The 18,959-nt window shown below is 61.0% G+C and carries 15 protein-coding genes; 8 read left to right on the forward strand and 7 right to left on the reverse strand.

All coding sequences use genetic code 11. From position 1 onward, the window contains the following. Positions 1–329: 329 nt before the first annotated feature. Entirely contained in the window at positions 330–767 is a 438-nt protein-coding gene (locus tag Q4F19_RS21440; RefSeq protein WP_431312375.1) for a BLUF domain-containing protein, read from the forward strand. Between the two features lie 88 nt (positions 768–855). On the opposite strand, the gene Q4F19_RS07675 is transcribed toward Q4F19_RS21440, so the two are convergent. The 4 genes from Q4F19_RS07675 to Q4F19_RS07690 all read right to left on the reverse strand — a co-directional run bounded on the left by Q4F19_RS07675 (position 856) and on the right by Q4F19_RS07690 (position 5,482). Further along, positions 856–2,277 carry a sugar porter family MFS transporter gene (locus tag Q4F19_RS07675; RefSeq protein ID WP_303541305.1) on the reverse strand — a complete coding sequence of 474 codons (1,422 nt, stop codon included), beginning with the start codon at positions 2,275–2,277 and terminating at the stop codon, positions 856–858. Positions 2,278–2,279: 2 nt separating this feature from the next. Continuing rightward, positions 2,280–2,987 carry an SDR family NAD(P)-dependent oxidoreductase gene (locus Q4F19_RS07680; RefSeq protein ID WP_303541306.1) on the reverse strand — a complete coding sequence of 236 codons (708 nt, stop codon included), beginning with the start codon at positions 2,985–2,987 and terminating at the stop codon, positions 2,280–2,282. Between the two features lie 14 nt (positions 2,988–3,001). Continuing rightward, positions 3,002–4,150, reverse strand: a complete 1,149-nt coding sequence (gene dgoD, locus Q4F19_RS07685) for a galactonate dehydratase (protein WP_303541307.1) — start codon at positions 4,148–4,150, stop codon at positions 3,002–3,004. An 834-nt stretch (positions 4,151–4,984) separates the two neighbouring features. Then, positions 4,985–5,482 (reverse strand): HIT family protein, encoded by a 498-nt coding sequence (locus Q4F19_RS07690; RefSeq protein ID WP_303541308.1) that lies wholly within the window; start codon positions 5,480–5,482, stop codon positions 4,985–4,987. A gap of 531 nt (positions 5,483–6,013) precedes the next feature. Here Q4F19_RS07690 and Q4F19_RS07695 point away from each other — a divergent pair. The 4 genes from Q4F19_RS07695 (at position 6,014) to Q4F19_RS07710 (ending at position 8,767) form a co-directional block, all read left to right on the forward strand. Next, on the forward strand, positions 6,014–6,985 hold the full coding sequence (locus Q4F19_RS07695) for an alpha/beta fold hydrolase (protein ID WP_303541309.1): 972 nt from the start codon (positions 6,014–6,016) through the stop codon (positions 6,983–6,985). A 51-nt stretch (positions 6,986–7,036) separates the two neighbouring features. Next, on the forward strand, positions 7,037–7,330 hold the full coding sequence (locus Q4F19_RS07700) for a hypothetical protein (RefSeq protein ID WP_303541310.1): 294 nt from the start codon (positions 7,037–7,039) through the stop codon (positions 7,328–7,330). 80 nt (positions 7,331–7,410) lie between these two features. Beyond that, positions 7,411–8,088, forward strand: coding sequence for an isochorismatase family protein (locus Q4F19_RS07705; protein ID WP_303541312.1), 678 nt, complete (start codon positions 7,411–7,413; stop codon positions 8,086–8,088). A gap of 49 nt (positions 8,089–8,137) precedes the next feature. Next, positions 8,138–8,767, forward strand: a complete 630-nt coding sequence (locus Q4F19_RS07710) for a pyridoxamine 5'-phosphate oxidase family protein (RefSeq protein WP_303541314.1) — start codon at positions 8,138–8,140, stop codon at positions 8,765–8,767. A 27-nt stretch (positions 8,768–8,794) separates the two neighbouring features. On the opposite strand, the gene Q4F19_RS07715 is transcribed toward Q4F19_RS07710, so the two are convergent. Together Q4F19_RS07715 and Q4F19_RS07720 are read right to left on the reverse strand one after the other, a co-directional pair. Continuing rightward, a complete protein-coding gene (locus Q4F19_RS07715; protein WP_303541316.1) occupies positions 8,795–11,545 on the reverse strand; it encodes an ATP-binding protein in 2,751 nt (916 codons plus the stop codon). Between the two features lie 282 nt (positions 11,546–11,827). Beyond that, positions 11,828–13,411, reverse strand: a complete 1,584-nt coding sequence (locus Q4F19_RS07720) for a carboxylesterase/lipase family protein (protein ID WP_303541318.1) — start codon at positions 13,409–13,411, stop codon at positions 11,828–11,830. Between the two features lie 1,484 nt (positions 13,412–14,895). Between Q4F19_RS07720 and Q4F19_RS07725 the strand changes: the two genes are divergently transcribed. After that, the gene (locus Q4F19_RS07725) at positions 14,896–15,168 is read left to right on the forward strand and encodes an HU family DNA-binding protein (protein WP_303541320.1); all 273 of its coding nucleotides are present in this window, start codon (positions 14,896–14,898) and stop codon (positions 15,166–15,168) included. A 42-nt stretch (positions 15,169–15,210) separates the two neighbouring features. Here Q4F19_RS07725 and Q4F19_RS07730 read toward each other — a convergent pair whose 3' ends face one another. Next, the gene (locus tag Q4F19_RS07730; protein WP_303541322.1) at positions 15,211–15,366 is read right to left on the reverse strand and encodes a hypothetical protein; all 156 of its coding nucleotides are present in this window, start codon (positions 15,364–15,366) and stop codon (positions 15,211–15,213) included. Between the two features lie 2,155 nt (positions 15,367–17,521). Between Q4F19_RS07730 and Q4F19_RS07735 the strand changes: the two genes are divergently transcribed. Then, complete coding sequence (locus Q4F19_RS07735) at positions 17,522–18,568, forward strand: HWE histidine kinase domain-containing protein (protein WP_303541324.1); 1,047 nt, start codon at positions 17,522–17,524, stop codon at positions 18,566–18,568. After that, positions 18,565–18,939, forward strand: a complete 375-nt coding sequence (locus tag Q4F19_RS07740) for a response regulator (protein WP_303541325.1) — start codon at positions 18,565–18,567, stop codon at positions 18,937–18,939. The genes Q4F19_RS07735 and Q4F19_RS07740 overlap by 4 nt, the downstream gene beginning before the upstream one ends. Positions 18,940–18,959: the final 20 nt, after the last annotated feature.

The following is an 18,959-nucleotide window of genomic DNA, read 5'->3' on the forward strand; positions in this document are numbered from 1 at the left end:
TAAAGTAGCACTGCAGAGCCAGACGCCTTGGACGACGATCTTGATTGATGGTGGGTAGCCGTCCACGTCATCATCTGCGGTCGTTCAAAGGCGGATCCGACCTGCCGAAAGCAGCCCTTCGTTGATGCAGCTCTTGGCCGGCGGCGCCTCCCCCCCCCCCCCCCCGCTAAAGCGAGCTAATTGCTAGCCGTTCTTCCCATAGTGATTGGGTCGAACAATGAGCAGGTCAGTCCGTTGCTCGGCCGGCGCGCAAGGGCTTGTTGTACCGGCTGCGGGTCAAGGAAACACTGACGTAGGCCAGGATCCTGCGCATCGACGCCGGGCACCTTTTGTCACGGTCAAAGGACTATGCCATCTTACGATCCACACTTTACATCAGCAAAAGCCAAATAGTTTTCTCCGAACTGGAACATCGCGCGAGCTCAATTGTAAACTTTTCAAAGTCGTGGAACGCGGCTGTGGGTATAACCGGCGCCTTGGTATTTACCGAGTATCATTTCGTACAATTTATCGAGGGACCGGCCGCTGCGGTAGCCGATTTGCTAGCTAAGCTGAGGCTCGATCGCCGCCACACGGATATGAATGTTATCGAAGAAGCTCAGCCTCTGCAGCGCCAATTCGGTAAATGGAGCTTAGCCTACTCGGGGCCCGACACATATATCGATCGAGAGCTCATACCGCTTCTTCAATCGCAGTCCGTTCGGTCACGCCCTGATACAGCACGCCAGCTTAAGGCCCTGCTGCAATCGATGGCGGATAATCAGTAGGGCGTCCTACGCACGCAATCTTAATCAATTGATCCGATTGGCGATCTGAGCCACGCTCTAACCTGCCCCGGCCCGAAAACACCGACACTTATGCCCAGGCGTGCTCGATCTCTTCAAGGCTCTTGCCTTTGGTTTCCGGCAGTTTGGCGGAGATGAAAACCAAGCCCGCCGCGCAGAGCGCGGCGTAAAGCCAGAACGTCAGGCCCGTACCCGCGGCGGCGTTCAGCAAGGGAAAGCTGTATGTCAGCAGGAAACAGGCCGCCCACAGCGCCGTCGTCGCTACCGACATGCTTGCGCCACGCGCCTCGCCCGGAAAGATCTCCGCCAGTGCCACCCATGTGACCGGCGCTAGCGTCATCGCATAACAGGCGATCGCGGCAACCACGAGCAAGAGCAGCGGCCAGCCCTGCAGCCCCGCCAGATAGCACCCCCCCAGCGCCAGATAGATGACGGCAAGACCGGAACAGCCGAGCAGCATCAAGCGACGACGTCCCCACCGTTCGACCGTCACCAGCGCCACCACCGTGAAGATGCAATTCACGACGCCGGTGATGACGATATTGAGCAGGATATCAGACACCGCATAGCCTGCGGACTCGAAAACTTCCTGCGCGTAATTGAAGATGACGTTGATGCCGCACCACTGCTGCAGGACGGCCAGGACGATGCCGATGACCAACACCCGACGGAAACGCCCCTCTTGCAGGACGGCACGCAAGCTCCGGCCGGGCGAAACCTCCAGCGCCGCACGGATCTCGGCGAGCGCGTGACGTGCATATTCCCGGCCGCCGAAGCGGGACAGGACGTGCTCGCTTCTTTCCCACTGCCCCCGCTGCGCCAGCCATCGCGGACTTTCGGGAATCCAGGTGCACCCGAACAGGAAAACGACCGCCGGCACCGCCGCCGCCGCGAACATCCAGCGCCAGCCAACCGTCCCGTTCCACGACGCGGCGATCTCGGCGAGGGTCGCGCCCGGCACGACCGGATCGGCGATCAGAAGGTTCACGATCTGCGCGCCCAATATGCCGAGCACGAGCGCGATCTGGTTGAGAACGACAAGGCGGCCGCGACTGGCGGCCGGCGCGATCTCGCCAATGTATAATGGCGAGAGCCCTGAGGCCATCCCAATCGCAACACCGCCCAGAATGCGCCACGCGACAAAGGTCGTGAAGCTCGTTGCCAGGGCCGTGCCGATCGAAGAGACCGCGAAGATCATCGCGGCGGTGCTGAGCGCCGGCTTGCGGCCGAATCGATCACTCAAGGCGCCAGACGTCATCGCGCCGATCAGGCAGCCGATGAGCGCGCAACTAACCGCCCAAGCCTGGTCAGCCGGCCGATCGAGCCCGAAGCTCGCTTCGTAGAACGGCTTGGCGCCGCCGATGACGACCCAATCGTAGCCGAACATCAGGCCGCCGATCGCCGAGACGGCAGCCGACAACCATACCAGCCTGGATGCGCCGGCAGGCGCAGAATCCGTCGCGCCCCTCGTATCTGACTCGATGATCTGCATCGTCAGAGCCGCCCCATCCGGCCGGAATCGGCGACGACGTCTTCACCGGTGATAAAGCGCGCGGCATCCGACGCGAGAAAGACAGCAACCGCCGCCACGTCCTCCGGCTGACCGATATCGGCCTCATCGAGGACTTCGGCACCCGATTTGATGGCCGGGCTTTCGCGCAACATCGGCGTATCGATCGCCCCGGGGAGGACCGCGTTGACACGAATGCCCAGAGGCTTTCCTTCGATGGCCGCCGAACGCGTCAGGCTTACCAGCGCGGCCTTCGCTGCCGCATAAGGCGCAACAAGCGCTGTCGTTCGGCGCGCGTGGACGGACGCAATGTTCACGACACAGCCGCCCGGCTTCATCGTCCGCAAGGCATGGCCGGTGAACAGGGCCGCGCCTACGAAGTTGATGTCGAGCAACCGCCTCCAATCCTCTGCCACAAGCTCAGCGATAGGCTTGTAGATCATCATCCCGGCGACGTTGACGATCACGTCAAGCGCGCCGAATGCGCTCATCGCGGTCTCGACGGCGCGCGCGACGCTCGTTTCGTCGGAAATGTCGGCGGTGATGCTGAGCGCCTTGGGAGCTCCCGCCGCAATAAGTTCCGCGATGGCCGCTCCCCCGTCAGGCCGGACATCAACCAGGAGCACGCTGGCGCCTTCGCTCGCGAAAGCGCGGCCGACGGCCATCCCGATGCCGCCGAGGCCACCGGTCACGAGGACGCCTCTGCTTACCACTCGCGCAATTCCCCGTTCGGACCGCGCCATGCGGGATTACGCCATCTATGCGGATTGCGCGCCATGTCCCGGACAGCTTCGTCGTCGATCTCAACGCCAAGGCCAGGCCCGGATGGCACCTGTACCGCGCCGTCAGACACCGCGAAGATGTCGGGATTTTTCATCAGCGTCGTCAGATCCTCGGAAGGTCCGTTATAATGGATGCCGAGCGAGATTTCTTGGATCACAAAATTCGGGGTGGCCGCCGCCAGGTTTAGACAGGCCGCAAGCGCCAAGGGGCCGATCGGGCAATGCGGCGCGAATGCGACGTCATACGTCTCGGCCATCGCAGCGATCCGACGGCATTCGGAAATACCGCCGGCGTGCGCCAGATCGGGCTGCGCAATGTCGATCGATCCGTTTTCCAGAAACGGACGGAAATCCCAGCGGCTGTAGAGACGCTCGCCCATCGCAAGGGGGACGGTCGTCTGCTGAGAAAGCTGAAGCAGCGCGTCCGGATGCTCGCCGAGCACGACTTCCTCCGCAAAGAGCGGGCGATGCGGGGCGATCGCCGCTAACAATGCTCTGGCCATCGGCTTGTGGACCCGTCCGTGGAAATCGACGCCGACATCGATGCCTGTTTCCCGGACCAACGCTATCCGTTCGGCTACGGCGTCGACGTGCGCTGCGGTTTCAAGCCACCCCATATCCTCGACACCGTTCATTTTGACGGCGGTGAAGCCTTGGGCCTTGCGCGCGACCGCTGCGGCGGCGACGTCGTGCGGACGATCGCCACCGATCCACGCATAGACGGGGATCAGATCCCGCACGCGACCACCGAGCAGCTCGTAGACAGGGACACCGAGCTTGCGAGCCTTGAGGTCCCACAAGGCCTGGTCGATGCCCGATATGGCAGACATCAGTACGGGCCCGCCGCGATAGAATCCCAGCCGATACAGAAGCTGCCAGGCGTCTTCGATGCGATCCGGATCATGACCGATCAGGCGATCGCGCGCGGCGTCGATCGAACCCATGACTGACTCTACATGGCCTTCGAGCGTCGCTTCACCCCAACCCACGGCGCCCTGCTTTGTCTCGATGCGGACGAACAGCCATCTCGGGCGAACCGGAAAGCACTCGATGAGCGCGATGCTATCAGTCACGAAGCAGCTTTCAGCGGCGCGGTCGACGCGACGATCAACCTGCAGAATGCCAGCGTCAAAGTGACTCCTCTCGATGTTTGCAAGGCGACCGATTGCCCGCCCGGGGCCGAACCCGCGCTGTATAGGCCGATCTTATATAAGCGGCTTCGGAGAAATGTCTGTCGCCAGATACGGCCAGCCCGAGGGGCTCCTTCATTGCCTTGCCGTATGGCTGTCGGACGCCTTGATCCTCGCAAGCTCTGCCGCGGACAACGCCAGGACTGATCCATCGCGAACTTTGAACGGGAAGCTGAAGCCGTCGGCGGGCTCGAATTTCCCTCATACCCCGTCAGCTTCGCGAGCGATAAAGCCGGGGACGTCGGGCCAAGGTCCGTTAAAACGGTCGCGGCCTCCATTGTGATAGCCTTGAAGTTCTCGTCCTTGGTGAAACGGTAGTAGGTCGCGCGGTCGCCGAACGCCTTGGTGTGAGCAGAGAAACGGTCAGCGCCGTCGCCCGCGCTGCTGGTCTCGTGGTCAACCGCATGATGCCCTTTCAACTCGGGCTTAGCGAGGGGGAGGTGAGGCCGCTATCGGACGCGAGCCGTTGGTCAGCTTCCAGCGACAGATCAGCCAAATAAGCGCCTTCCACCGACCATATGCCGGTACGGCGTGCCGACCCATTCAGAACATTTACATCGCTCGGCCGCTCCCCAAAAGCGGTTGTCCGGCTATCCCGCTTATATGGCTGTTCCGGAGTACAGGATTGCCTCGCAAACGGTTCGGGTGGTGGGAAACGGAACCACCGATTGGTCAAGTCCGATCCGCCGATCAGCGCCTCGGGAGCGCAGCCTTTAGTCACTCAGCCATGGCGTCCATCTCGGCGCGTGTGGCGCGGACCCGGGGGACAAGCGGCGTATTGGGGATCACGTGGACATGGAGGTGGCAGACGTCCTGACTGCTCGCGTTGTTCTGCTGCAGGGAGAAGCCGGTACTGCCCACCGCACGCTGTTGAGCCGTCGCGACGCGCTTCACCATGTGCATCACCGCAACCAGATCGCGGTCGTCAAGGTCATAGAGGTTGCGCACGGGCCGCTTCGGCATCACCAGCGCATGATTCGGATGCACCCAATCCAAGGGTATGATCGCGATCACTCTCTTATTCTGGGCAATGATTGATACAGGGAGTTGCCCCTGGATAATCCGCGCGCAAGGATTGTTGGCATCGTAGGGCGCAGAGAGCGGGCAGAGCGTAGCCCCGCTGTTCGCTGAAACCGGGGGCTTCGTTTGGGCAGAGGTCGCCGTCGCGGCCCCGATGGCCGTCATCATCATATACCCCATGACCAGTCGCTTCACATCGTCCCCTCACGGCCTGATCGCGACGCTAGATCACGCTCCGTGATCCCGGTCGGCGTGTCAACGGCTGCTCATGGGCGGCAGCAGTCCGGCGGGCTCGTAGCAGCGCTGACCCAGAATCCGCCATTCAGCACCATTCGGGCGGGTCCCAGTTTCGGGCTTCGTTCAGCTAAAATAATCTGCGCTATGGAGCCGATCACATCACAGAACGGGCCTCGGCACTACTTTCAGTACGCCGAGCGCTCGTGACAGCTGCGTACGCGGACGGTGGGCACGGGCCGATCGCGACAGACGCACGATAGCGCGTCATCTCCGCCGGGCCGACAAGCTCGGAGGGATCACCTTGCCTCTATTGCCTCAGGCTGACAGCCGCCGCCGCTGATCCTGCTGCTTCACGGGTTGCTGTACCGAACATAACCGGCTGACGTTCAACTTTTTACCCTTCTTTATCCCTGAGCGGACGCCCCCTCCTGATATCCAGCGTTCCGAGGTGCTGAACTTGCTCGGCACCGATTTGGGAAGGCAAAGATCATGAACAAGTATTTTGTTAGCGCCATCGCCCTTGTCGCAGCCATGGCCCCGGTTGTTGCCGACGCCCGCTGTGCCCCGAATAAGCCCGTACTTGCCGCGCAGGCAGTGCCGGTCATCCATTACAAGAGCACGACGATTGACGGCTTGAAGATTTTCTATCGCGAGGCAGGGCCCGTCGACGCGCCTGTTCTGCTCTTGCTGCACGGCTTTCCCACGTCTTCGCACATGTTCCGCAACCTCATCCCGCTGCTCGCCGACCGCTACCGCGTCATCGCCCCCGACTATCCCGGTTATGGTCAGAGCGACGCACCGGACCACGCCCAATATCAGTACACCTTCGCCAACCTCACCGACATCGTCGACAAGCTTACCGATTATGTCGGGGCGAAGCGCTACAGCATGTACGTCATGGATTACGGCGCACCGGTTGGGTACCGGCTCGCACTCAAGCATCCGGAGCGGGTGGAAGCGCTGATCGTCCAGAACGGCAACGCCTATACCGAGGGGCTTGCTGCGTTCTGGGATCCGATCAAAGCCTATTGGGCCGAGAAGACGCCAGAGCGGCGCGCGGCTCTTGCCGGGCTCGTAACGCTCGATATCACGAAGTTTCAGTACACGGACGGCATGGGCGACGTCGCGCGGATCAGCCCCGACAACTGGGTCATCGACCAGGCGCTACTCGATCGGCCGGGCAACCGCGAGATCCAGCTCGATCTCCTTGGGGACTACGGCAGCAACGTGCCGCTGTACCCCCAATTTCAGGCTTTCTTCCGGGAGCGCAAGCCGCCGACGCTGATCGTCTGGGGCAAGAACGACAAGATCTTCCCCGAAGCTGGCGCGCACCCGTACCTGCGCGATCTGCCCGATGCCGAAATGCATATCCTGGACAGCGGCCACTTCGCCCTTGAGGACAAGCTCGACGTGATGGCGCCGCTCATCCGCGACTTCCTCGATCGCAAGGTCTGCAAGTGAAGCGTCCCGCGGGGCCGGCGGCCTCGCGGCGCATTTCCGAAAGGATGTCAGATGACCAGCAGCCTGTGGGGCATCCCGGTAACGTGGGCGTCTGCCGTGTCGATCATTCTGGTTCACGGAGCCTTCGTGGCGGGCTTGGGATGGCATCATATCCACGGCGAACTCGTCGGCCGTGGGCTGGACGTGATCGCTGTGCGACACCCGACGATATCGTTAGAAAGCAACGTTGCCGTGGTCGGGCGTCTGATTGCCGCTGTAAGCCATCTTCGATTGCTGGTCGCCCAGCTACGGCAGCAGCACCTTCACGGAAGCCAGCGCCAATCTGAAGTGCGGGTAGCCGGCTAGATCGCGACCGTATTCGCCGAAAGCCGGCGAGCCCGCCCGTTCCACACGGCTGATTTGTAACCAGACGAAGGAGGACAACCATGTACAGCAACAGATCTAAATCCAGCGTTCTTCCGTCGGGCGGCGGAGCGGCGCTCATCGATCCCTCCGACGCGCTGATCCTGCTCCTCGATCATCAATCGGGGCTGCTCCAGACGGTGAAGGACATCTCGATCTCCGACCTGCGCCGGAACGTCGAGATGATCGCCAAGCTCGCGGCATTGCTGGAGATACCGGTGATCACGACCGCTTCCGAACCCGCCGGCCCGAATGGACCGCTCATGCCCGAGATTCATGATTACGCACCGCATGCGGTTTATGTGCCGCGCAAGGGCGAAGTGAACGCCTGGGATAATGACGATTTCGTCGCCGTAGTGCGTTCAACGGAGCGCAAGACGCTGATCATGGCGGGCGTCTGGACCAGCGTCTGCGTGATGTTTCCGGCTCTCGACGCCCGCGCCGTCGGCTATGACGTCTATGCCGTGCTGGATGCCTCGGGAGATCCGAGCGAAATGGCATCGCGCGTTTCGCTGGCCCGCTTCGTCCAGGGTGGCGTCAAACCTACCTCTACCAATGCCTTGTTATCCGAACTCCATCGGACCTGGGCGCGCCCCGAAGCCGCCGACCTCGCAAAGCTCTACGGGCTGGTCGCGCCCAACTATGCGGCAGTGGCGGAGAGCTACGCCCGTGCCCAGCAGGCTGCCAGAGAGGCTGCCTAGCCGCACGTATGCTACAGCCGCGTGAGCAGGAAGAGAGCGGAGACTCGATATGACCTATGGTTTTATGGACGTCGCGCTAACCCCCGCCGTTCGCAGCGCGCAGGCCGAAATGGGCGCGGATCGTCTCTGGTCGGACTTCAAGGGACACCGGGAGTTTGACCGCTTTTCCGCCAACGAGACCGCGTTCATGGCCGAGCGCGACAGCTTCTACATTGCCTCGGTCTCCGAGACGGGCTGGCCCTATGTCCAGCATCGCGGGGGCCCTCCTGGCTTCCTCAAGGTTTTGGATGATCGCACTCTCGCGTTTGTCGACTACCGCGGCAATCGCCAGTATATCAGCACCGGCAATCTGATGGCGAATGATCGGGCGTGTCTATTCGTCATGAGCTACCCTTCCCGGTCGCGCCTCAAGATTTACGCGCATGTTGAAAAGCTTGCGCTCGATGCGGACCCGGCGCTGACGGCCAAAGTCATCGATGAAACCTATGGCGCGAAAGCGGAGCGTATCTTCCGATTGAGGCTCGTGGCCTTCGACTGGAATTGCCCGCAACATATCCTACCGCGATTCACCGAGGCCGAAGCGCGCGCGGCTTCGCAATCACTGTTAGAAAGAATTGCGCAACTCGAGCGAGAGAACGCCGCGCTGCGCGCGCGCATCGATACAGAGCCAACGGACTGAGAAAGCGGGCCGCTGCTCGCTAGCACCTCAGTCCGCGGCAGCGACCGACGCTTCGGTTCGCCGGATCGCCGATCCTGCGCCCATAGCCTTTGCCGCTCTAAGAGACTTCTCGAAATAGCGATCCGCCTGCGCGCGGCGCTGCCTGGCCGCTTCGATGACGCCGGCGACCCGCCATAGTTCGGGATGGCACCACCGCTCTTGACGAACGTCGGCCTGCGCTACCGCCGGCCTGAAACAATCTTCGGCGCGCCGCACGTCACCCGCTTTGATCCAGGCCTCGGCAAGCAAACATCTGTAGAAAGCGACGCGTGTGCGCCAGCCATGCGCATGCAGTTCGGAAATGCCCTGTTGCATCAGCGCCAATCCGTCCTGTTCTCCCTGAGCCATCCGGATGGCACCGCCGAAAAACAGGCTGGTCCCTTCATATATGCCGACACTCTCGCGTCTACCGACTTGGGCCAGTTGCTGCTGCAAACGCGCGGCAACCGCGAACTCGCCGCTCAAATAGGCGATTGGGAGGCCAGCAAGGCAGATGGCATTGCCGAGCGATATCATGTGGTCGAGATCGGTCGCTCTATCGACCGCGCGTGCTGCGAGGTGCGAGGCGCGCTCGACGTCTCCTTGGAGCCATAGCAGAAACGATCTGGATAGGCCGATCGCGACGGGCAGATCTACCTGGAAGCGAGACAAGCCGCGGCCATCCTGCAGCCCGCCCCAGGTTGCCATCAGTTCGTCGAGGCGTGTCGCGGCGGACGATAAGCGACCCGCATAGACCTCGACATGCGCCAGCAAGCGCTTTCCGTCGGGCGCAACCGTCCAGTCCAGCCCCGAGCTTGCGGCAAAGTCGCTCATCCTACGCAGCGCAGCGAGCGGCCGGCCCGAATAGGTCAGGAAGACCGCCTGTCCGAATATGGCACGCAGCTCGAGCTCTGCATCTCCGGCCTCCGCCGCATCGTGGATGCTCTGAAGCCACGCGCCGTCCGTCCGCATGTGGATCTGGCGCGCGAGCGTCATGGCCCAGGCTTGCGCTGTCGAGAGTTTGGCACGGGCAGAAGGCGCAAGATTGAGAAAGGCTGATCCCGCCTCCGCAGCAAGCTCTATCGCCGACAGCATCTCCCTAAAGGCCGACAGCTCCTGCCACAGCGGCAATGCGGCGACCACCAGTTCGACGCCGATGTCGGGATCGCCCGAAGGATCAAATGCCCAGGCGATCACCGCCCGGACGTCATTGATCTGCGACTGATATTTCCTGAGCCACTCGCGTGACGTCTGTGAGGACCAATCCCGCTCGGCCGTCTGTAGCTTGTCCCGTACGCGCGCGGCATAGTGACGTCGGGCCTGCTCCCGATGCGGAGCGCCGAACAGACGCCGAGCGGCGTAGGCCCCCGTGCTCTCGGGCAGCCGGTAAAGAACGGACCCACCTTCCACTTCAGCAGATACCAGCGATTTCGCCACGAGCTGCGCCAACGCGTCACGCCCGGTCATCGGATCGAGGCCGCCGGCGGGATACATCGCCTCCGCATCATCCGCGGCAAACCGCCCCGAAAACACCGATAGCAGGCCGAGGACGACGGCCTCGCGGTCCGGCAGAAGCCGGTAGCTCCAGTCGAGGGTGGCTTCCAATGTCTGGTGGCGCAGGGGTGCGTCCCTCGGCCCGCGATTCATCGTGCCGAAACCATTCCGGAAGAGCTGCTGCAGCGCTGAAGGGGCAAGAACGCTGGCGGTGCCCGCTGCCAGCTCGATGGCAAGAGCCAAGCCCTCCAGCCTTGCGCAGATCGACGCGACGTCGCGCGCATACTCGTCCGTCATCTGGACGTCGCGGGAAGCGTTCGCCTTGGCCATGAACAGCTGCACGGCGGGAAAGCTCAAGGCGTCGCGGGCGCGAAGCGGCTTCGTGTGGTCCGGATAAGATAGCCCCAAAAGGAAATGGATCTGCTCGTGCCTCGTGCGCAGCGGCTCGCGGCTGGTGGCGACGATGCTAGCGTCGGGAAGTTCCGCCGAGATCCGTTCAACGATCGTCCCGGCCATCGCAAGGACGTGTTCGCAATTATCGATGATCAGCAGCAACGCCTGGTTTCGCATTGTCTCGATCACCGCGGCGATCGGATCGTCAAGACCCAGCGAAATACCGAAGGCAGAGGCTATTGCCGGCACGACGAACCGATGGTCGCTTACCGTCGAAAGATCGACGAAGACGATCGCCTGCCCGGCTACGCGGCACTGCTGCATGATCGTTACGGCGAGCGACGTCTTCCCGCCACCGCCGGGCCCAACAATCGTCACATAGCCAGGTTGCTGCAACTGCCGGGAAATCTGCTCGATTGCCTCCTCGCGTCCGAAGAGACGCGTTGCCTTGGGCATGCCGGCGGGATGCACCCCGCTCGCCGGGCCGGGCGCGGCAGTAGGGTTTGCACTCTCGACCGTCGCGACGAACTTGTAGCCACGGCCGGCTATCGTCGCGATATAATCGGCGGTGAGATCAAATCGCGCCAGCGACCTTCGCAGGTTGCCGACGTTGACCTTCAAATTGTGCTCATGGACAATATAGTCTGGCCACACGTGCGAGATTAAATCCGCTTTACTGACCACCTCGCCGGCTCGGGTCACAAGCAAAGTCAAAATGTCGAAGCCTCGTCCCCCGAGCGCGACCGGCTGGCCCTCGTACAGCAGGAGCTGACGTCCGGGCGACAGAAGGAAGTCACCGAAGCGATAGACGCATTGTCGCGGCGTGTCGCCAGAACTACCCTCGTTGGTCACCGCTTCCCCAAAGCTTTTCAAGATGCGCCGAGATTAAATCGTAGATAGCTGTTTACAAGCCCCCGTAGGCAACCACGCTAAGCGTGACCCAGAAGCGGCCGTTCAAAGCCAAGTGGCGTTGCCGCGGCCGCATGTCAGCCAGCGTCCGGGCGCGAACTGATCGCTCTCTGTCCCGTGTCGGGTCAAATCCGTGGGTTGCAAGAACAGCGCGCGCACGTGTCAACAAAAGATGCTTACGCACTTCGTAACTCTTTCACCTCGGGCGACCAAAACATCGCGAACCTCGAGTTCCCGGCTGAATATTCAGGTCCCCGGCTGAATATAAGGAACGCGCGCGAACAGCTCCCGCTGCCACCGCCGCGGGTTCTCCTCCACGCCTGAAACCACGTCGAACAGCATTGTCGGGCGCCGCTCGAGATCATATGTCGGCCAACGCGCCAGCCCTGGATGGTTGGGATCACCCGTCGCGGCGAACGCGACGAAGCTGTTTTGCATCGTCTGAGACGCAGTCCGCGCGTCGACGCCGATCCCGGTTTCGGAACCCTTTGCGTCAAGCGTTCCGAACACGAGCGGAATGTCCATCGTGTGAAACGCACCGTGTCGCGGATCCAGGCGCGAGGTAAAATCGACCTGATACACCCACGCCGGTGCCCCCGCGCGAGCGCGGGCTTCCGCCTCGATAACCTGGCCGCGCCAACTCCGCCCCGCGGTCGTCGCCGCATAGAAAACATCGATCGGCGACCAGTTTGGAAACTGTTGGCGATATTGTCCGACGACCCATTCCGGCAAGATGTCAGTCCGCAGATCCGGTGCCATTCGCTCGGCGACATTGTCCCACGTCAGGCCTTGAACCTTAGGGGAATCGGGTCTGGTAAAGGCGCGCGTCTCATCAAGCGTATTGCCGAGGATCATCGGGATCCTGAGCGACTGGGGATTTGCATCCGGCCAGAACGGGTGCCGGACGATCGATTTCATATCGAGCACCGGCCCGAAATAGACGCCTCCGCCGAGGATCGGATCCGTCGCGGCAAGACCTTCGAGCAGCTTTTCGAAAGGCATGGCCAGTAACAGGTCCAGGTCGGTCTCGCGCAGTCTCAGCGCGGTGAGGAATGCACGCGTCCTCGCCGTCGCGTTGATGGGGCCCGAGGCCGTGACCTGCTGCCCGCTCATCGTTGCCGCGCGAGAGAATAGCCCGTCGGCCGCCTGCATGCCCATCAGCGTCGCGATCTTCCCCCCGCCGCCGGACTGGCCGAACAGCATGACGCGCTCAGGATCGCCGCCGAACGCGGCGATATTCTGTCGCACCCATTGGAGCGCGAGGATCAGATCCAGCTGTCCACAATTGCCGCTATCTGCAAAGCGCGGATCGAGGCGGGCGAGGTACAGATAGCCGAACGCGTTGAGCCGATGATTCACGGTCACGACAACGACGTCGCCGCGGGCTGCCAGCCTTTGCCCGTCATTCAACGGATCGGTGACGCTGCCGTTCGAATAGGCGCCCCCGTGCAAATAAAGCATCACGGGCTTCCTGGCGGCCGGGTGCGGTTCGGTGGTCCAGATATTGAGGAACAAGCAATCCTCTGACTGCGGGTGATAGGTCTCATCGCCCTGCGGGCTGACCGGTCCAAACGCGTCCGCCATTATCCGCTTCCCGGGCGCACCCACCGCGCCCGGCGCGCGGAACCGTGGCGCCCGGCCATATCGAATTCCCCGGAACGCCGTGACGCCCTGATCGCAGACACCGACAAAATCACCGACCAAGGTGCGGACCCTGTTCCGTTGCCTTCGGACGCCCGCGGCGCGGACCGGCTCGATCCCGGTCAGCAGCAGGCCCGCCCCTGCCAGAACGATGCGCCGCGACACACCTTCAGCGCTCGCGATGGTCATCAGCTCTTTCTCCTAGGTTGGCCGCGCACAATGGCGAAAGCGGCTGTTATAGTCGCGCTTGCAGCGATCGACCGAAAGGCTTTCTCGCTGCCTGTTGACGGATCAATCACATCCGACGGGCCCGCTAATCGGCAAGACGGATCGCATGCCAGGACCTGTCATGCGCCGCCCGCTTTTCCTGCACGTATCGGCGGAGGTTGGCAGGAAACTCCGTCGCGAGATCGGTAGAGCGCCCCGGCTTACGCGGCGAATCATTATGACCGAACCGGATCAGCACCTAAATGTACGCATGGTTTGAGGCCTGCATCCAGGATGTCTCGGCGCTATAGCTTTCTGGATCTTCGCCCCTCGCGACCCAGATTGAAACAGGCCGCGAACGAGCTGACATCGAAAGCACAGACGCTCGCCCCCTGTTCTCGCTGAACGGCCATCGCAGAGTCGTCGAGGAGAATGATCGTCGACGGACGGATCGGCTGGACGATGGCGCGGTCGGACGCGAAGCGGCCTGCTCGGTTGGCGTTGCGCGACTGGTTGGAACAAGGTTTTGTGCGAAAGCACCCACAGGAAGTCAGACCGCCGCTGCTTGCCCAAGCACGCATTGTCTCAGTTCTCACGGCGCGCAGAAGAAGCTTGGCCTGCGCGCCAGAATTTACGTGGCCCGACCGCACCGCTCCAGCCGAAGCGCCGGTTCGCGGCGAGGCAGTGTTACACAGCTGGTCGTCAAGGGTGCGCCCTTCCTGATGCTCGGCGGCGAGGTCTATAATTCCAGCTATTCGCATCTCGAATACGTGCAACCGGTCTAACCGCAGCTCGCGGCTATGAATTTAAATACTGTGTTCGTACCTGTCTCGTGGGAACAGCTGGAGCCGAAAAAGGCGTCTACAATTTTTCGCTGGTTGATGGCCTGATCCGCGATGCGCGCAAAAACCATCTACGGCTGGGACTGCTTTGGTTCGGGACCTGGAAAACATCGTCTTGACCTAAGCCCCGGCTTAGGTCCGCAGTGGCACGCAACGCCTTCCCACCGCGATCGACGAAGCTGGCAACCAGCTGCCGATCCTGTCCACGCTGAGCTATTTCTCGCTTTGAAGGCGGGTAGCAAAGCAGCCTATTGCGCCTTGGCCGGGCTTATAGCTGCCCGGGGGGCGTCGGGCCTGGCGATCGGCTTCGGCCCGCTGTCGGGCCTTGAGGTCAAGTAGACGCCCAGCGCAATAAGCACGAGCATAGCGGCGCAGATCGCGGCCAGCATGCACCAGCTGCTCAAATGGTGCTTCAGACCCTGAGACATCGGCGTCGCCTTCGTCAGTCCAGTATGTTCAATGCGCCAGTTCGCTTTCTGCTCCAGAGCAAAACAGCTTCCACGCGTGCAGCACAGCAACCGCCCCCCGGTCTCTGATTGTCTGCACGTCGGGAGAGCCGAATTTTTTTGACAGACGCTATCGCATGGGAGTCTTGTTCGACCGAACAGCTAATAGAGTGGGCGGATGAACAAGCTGGGGTTGATCCGAGCAATCGCGGACGAGGGCGGTTTCGACCGGGCCGCAACGTCTTTGATCGTCGAGGCAGCGCTGAGTAGAATCGGTATGGCTCTGGCCGAAGGCGATGAAGTGCGCTTGGTCCGATTTGGCGTATTTTCTGTGACCAAGCGGAAGCCTTCACCGGGACGCAACCCACGCACCGGCGAGCGGTTAGAGATCGCTTCAACCGGCATGCCGAAGTTCCGGGCGAGCAAAGCGCTCAAGGCTATGTTCCGCTGAGATGGCCCTGCCCACACGACCCCTTGATGCCAGGAGGATCGATCAGGCGCTAAGATGCACAGCGGCCGCGACCGGCAGCAGCACGACGACCGACCACATAGCCCAGCCTAGTAGGCCCGTGATCAGGCGCACTCTGCCCAATTCCAAGCCGATCAAGATCAGCACGAGCATGGCCACCGAGGTGGTGGTGATCAACATTGGTAGGTGCATCGGGATCAGGTCCAGTTCGCAGCAGCGCGATCCCTTACGCGAAAGACATTAAAGCGCCACTTCACGAGAGGCGGGGTGAGTAGCAAAGTCCTGAGGCCTAATCCTGCCGCCTGGGAGCATTTTCGGCCCTCGGAGACAGGCCGGACCGGCCCGATCGACGGCCGATCGGGCACGTCCATCGATCATTTCCAAACGATAAGACCTACGGCGTCGGCCACCGACACGCTCCACGGTCGACTCCCCCGATGGGCGTGTCGAACTTCCGCCTTCAAGATCGGTAGTGCGAACATCAGTCTGAAGATGAAGAAAATACCGTGCCCTGCGCGCTCCTGCGATCGGGACGGGAGCAAAGACACTCTCGGTTGCCAGAATCTGAAGAAATGGCCAGCAATGCCCTATCGAGGTCCGCTCCAGGCATTGACCCATCGGAAGAAGCTAGGGGCCGCCCGTCGGATGTTCATCCTTTCTAAGCACAACTATTTTGCTAATATGAATACTCAACACACGTTGATGAAACTGCATGAGGACGTCAGTTGTCTACAGTGCCACTTTCCGTTCTCGCTCAAATTCGGCGATTACTCGAGACGGCGCTCGTCACTGCCGATGAGCAAGGCGCGTCGCTTGTCGCGCTCCGAATAGCCCAGGCGCTGGAGGAGGTTGAGCGCTCTGCGCCGCGCAACGAGTCGTGTAACAGCGAGCCTACCGAGGAGGATGCACATCGGATCCTGGCATTGCGGCGTGCCGAGGTGGATCGGTTCTAGGGTCCGCATAACGAGGAGGGCTTTCGCGCCCCAACTCGCTGCGCGGATGTACCGTCAGTAAGACGTAATCGACATTCGCAAAGCACAGGATCAGGTATGCTGATGATTAAAGGTCGAACCATCGAGGCGGCTCCAATCTGAGCCGCTTTTGAGGCGTGGAGCTCGGTGCTTGCTGGGCTATTTCCGTCCCGTAATCCTTAAAACGCGCCGCATTTGCTTTCCCAGCTTCTCGTCGATCGCTTAAATCTTCGGCGCGTTCCTGAGCAAGCCTTCTGGCGAGACCATCTGCGTCTACCGCGGATCGCGAATCAGCCGCCCCCAATCCATGGTAGTATGCTAATTGGGCTGTTTACTACCTTTTATACGCGCGACCGGGTTAGATCGCAGAAATCAACGATACTCTGCACGCTTCACGACCCCTTCCGATTCTCAGACCGTCCCCGCACCGAATCCGAACCAATCAATCTACGGTCGGTCTGTGAACCGCAATCGCGTGGTCCCGAAGCGGATCGGATCGTTGCGCGTCCCTTGATCCAGCCTGCTCCAGCAAACGGCATGATGCGCCTGATGATAGCCGTTTTGTCCCTCTTGCTCGCGGCGGCTTCGGATGGTCTGGCCCTCGGTCCCGTACGCCTCCAACTCTGCTACAAGAGCGCCGCACGCTCTGAGGAAACGTCTCGCCTACGCCGAGGCTCAGCTTCCGAACAGCGGCGCGGGCGAGGGAGACGTCAAGGAGCCGCCGAAGATCTCCTCGTCTCCGTACCAATCCAAATGTCGACCGGGCGCGACATGGGTCAGAACAGCGAGCTGCCCCTCACAATTACCGTCCGCACGAGAGGCGGCTGGCTCCCGCACCTTCCGCTTTATCTCGATCCCCTACCAGGATCCCACTATGGGTCGATTGCATACTGTACGCAGGGCCGATTATCGCCACCGCAATCGAGGAAGCAGCAAAGGATGGCGGCGGTCAGCTTAGATTGTGGCGAATAGAACCCAAAATCAGTTGCTCAAGCAAGCTTTGGCCGTCCCCGAAAGTGGGCGTCCGTTAAGCAGCTGCTACTAGGGATCGCAGCCCGCCTAGGCTTCGGCCACGACGGCCGAAAAGGAAGGATTCACGGACCCGCTTGCTTCACCCGTCGGCCTAGGCTGCGGCCCTATCCAGGGGTATCTTCTCGGTTACCCTGTAACTGCTGAAGACGCTCTTGATCTCAAACTGCCGAGCGCAATGCTCGCGTAGAATAACTGAGGCGCTCTATTTTTATAATCTCCATTGCTGAGCATATGATGCGGAGCCGGTGCGTGCTATGTGATTCTATCGTCGTAGACTCGGCTTCCGACGACTGAGAGATTCGATGAGCTCCCGCCACTTGGGAGACTGCGTCTTGCCCGATTCAAAATCCAAAACAGTCGAGCAGCGGGCCGCTGAGGGGCAGGTAGCGAACTTTCAAAGGCAACTTGGCCCTTTTGTCGTCGCAGCGGAAACGACCAGAATGGCGATGGCCTTCACGGACGCGACGGCGCCCGGCGAGCCGATCATTTTCGCCAACGAAGCTTTTTTTCATCTCACCGGCTATCCGTGCGATGAAGTTCTGGCGCAGCCAATCGAGTTCTTTTTTCATCCCGATAGCGATGGGAAGACATTGGCGGAGATCGCCGCTGCCTGCCACGGGCATGAAGGTGGCCCCGATATCCGCTACCGTCGCAAAAATGGCTCAGGATTCTGGGCGAGTACATTCGTAAGCCGGGTTTTCAATGCAGCTGGCGAGACCGCTCAACATTTTATCTCGCTAGCCGATAATACGAAGCACCACCAAGAACGCGAGCGGTGTTACGCGCTTATCGACGAACTTAACCACCGGGTGAAAAATACCTTATCGACAGTTCAATCCATCGTTTCACAAGCGTCGAAAAAGGCAAACCAAGGTGAACTGTTCCGCGACGCAGTTGAGTCGCGCATTTTTGCACTGTCCCGGTCGCACGATCTGCTCGCCCGAGTTAGCTGGGACGGAGTAGCCATGCATGATCTCGTGACTACGGCGCTCGAGCCGTTCCGTCCCGCTGTCGGCGACTTCGATCGAACCACCATAAGTGGACCCGACTTTCAGCTTTCCCCCAGGGCCACAATTGCTCTCGGAATAGCTTTTCACGAGTTGGCGACAAACGCGACCAAATATGGAGCATTCCACAGTCAGCGTGGCTCACTAGCGGTGTCTTGGGACTTTTCCCCATTAGCGGCGAGCGCAAACTTACGTATTCGATGGGCAGAGAACGACGGCCCACCGGTAGCAAAGCCCACGCAGAAGGGGTTTGGGTCTCAAGTTTTAGAACGCGGATTGGCACATGAATTGGGGGGAAAGGTTACTCTCGAATACAAGGATTCCGGCCTCGTCTGTCTAATTGAGGTGCCGGCCCACGGCAACATTTTGTGATCACGCCACTTGCCGGAAAACGCATTCTGGTAGTCGAGGACGAAATGGCCATAATGATTATGTTGGTGGGCGCTCTCGAGGAGTTGGGGTGCGAGGCTGTCTTTACCGCGTCAACCGTTATCCAGGCTTGCGATATCTTAGCCGCAAATTTATTCGATGCCGCCATGTTGGACATCAACCTTAGCGGCACCACTAGTTACCCGGTGGCGGCCGTCCTTCAAGGTCGGGGAATACCCTTCATTTTCTCGACGGGCTATCAGGTCGAGCGAATTCCGGAAAGGTATAAAAAGCATATCATATTGACGAAGCCGTACCCAATGGGCGAGCTCGCACGGGCGTTCACGGCGCTGCTGGGGCCCGCGCCGCGTTGAAACTTTGTGATCAGCGCCCG

The organism is Sphingomonas natans (assembly GCF_030546695.1).
In the GTDB taxonomy this organism is placed as follows: domain Bacteria; phylum Pseudomonadota; class Alphaproteobacteria; order Sphingomonadales; family Sphingomonadaceae; genus Sphingomonas_I; species Sphingomonas_I natans.

What these genes read in the sequence shown, in the direction of transcription:
- Q4F19_RS07675 (WP_303541305.1), bottom strand. Translation starts at nt 2,277, where the DNA reads ATGCAGATCATCGAGTCAGATACGAGGGGCGCGACGGATTCTGCGCCT.
- Q4F19_RS07695 (WP_303541309.1), top strand. Translation starts at nt 6,014, where the DNA reads ATGAACAAGTATTTTGTTAGCGCCATCGCCCTTGTCGCAGCCATGGCC.
- Q4F19_RS07700 (WP_303541310.1), top strand. Translation starts at nt 7,037, where the DNA reads ATGACCAGCAGCCTGTGGGGCATCCCGGTAACGTGGGCGTCTGCCGTG.
- Q4F19_RS07705 (WP_303541312.1), top strand. Translation starts at nt 7,411, where the DNA reads ATGTACAGCAACAGATCTAAATCCAGCGTTCTTCCGTCGGGCGGCGGA.
- Q4F19_RS07710 (WP_303541314.1), top strand. Translation starts at nt 8,138, where the DNA reads ATGACCTATGGTTTTATGGACGTCGCGCTAACCCCCGCCGTTCGCAGC.
- Q4F19_RS07720 (WP_303541318.1), bottom strand. Translation starts at nt 13,411, where the DNA reads ATGACCATCGCGAGCGCTGAAGGTGTGTCGCGGCGCATCGTTCTGGCA.
- Q4F19_RS07725 (WP_303541320.1), top strand. Translation starts at nt 14,896, where the DNA reads ATGAACAAGCTGGGGTTGATCCGAGCAATCGCGGACGAGGGCGGTTTC.
- Q4F19_RS07730 (WP_303541322.1), bottom strand. Translation starts at nt 15,366, where the DNA reads ATGTTGATCACCACCACCTCGGTGGCCATGCTCGTGCTGATCTTGATC.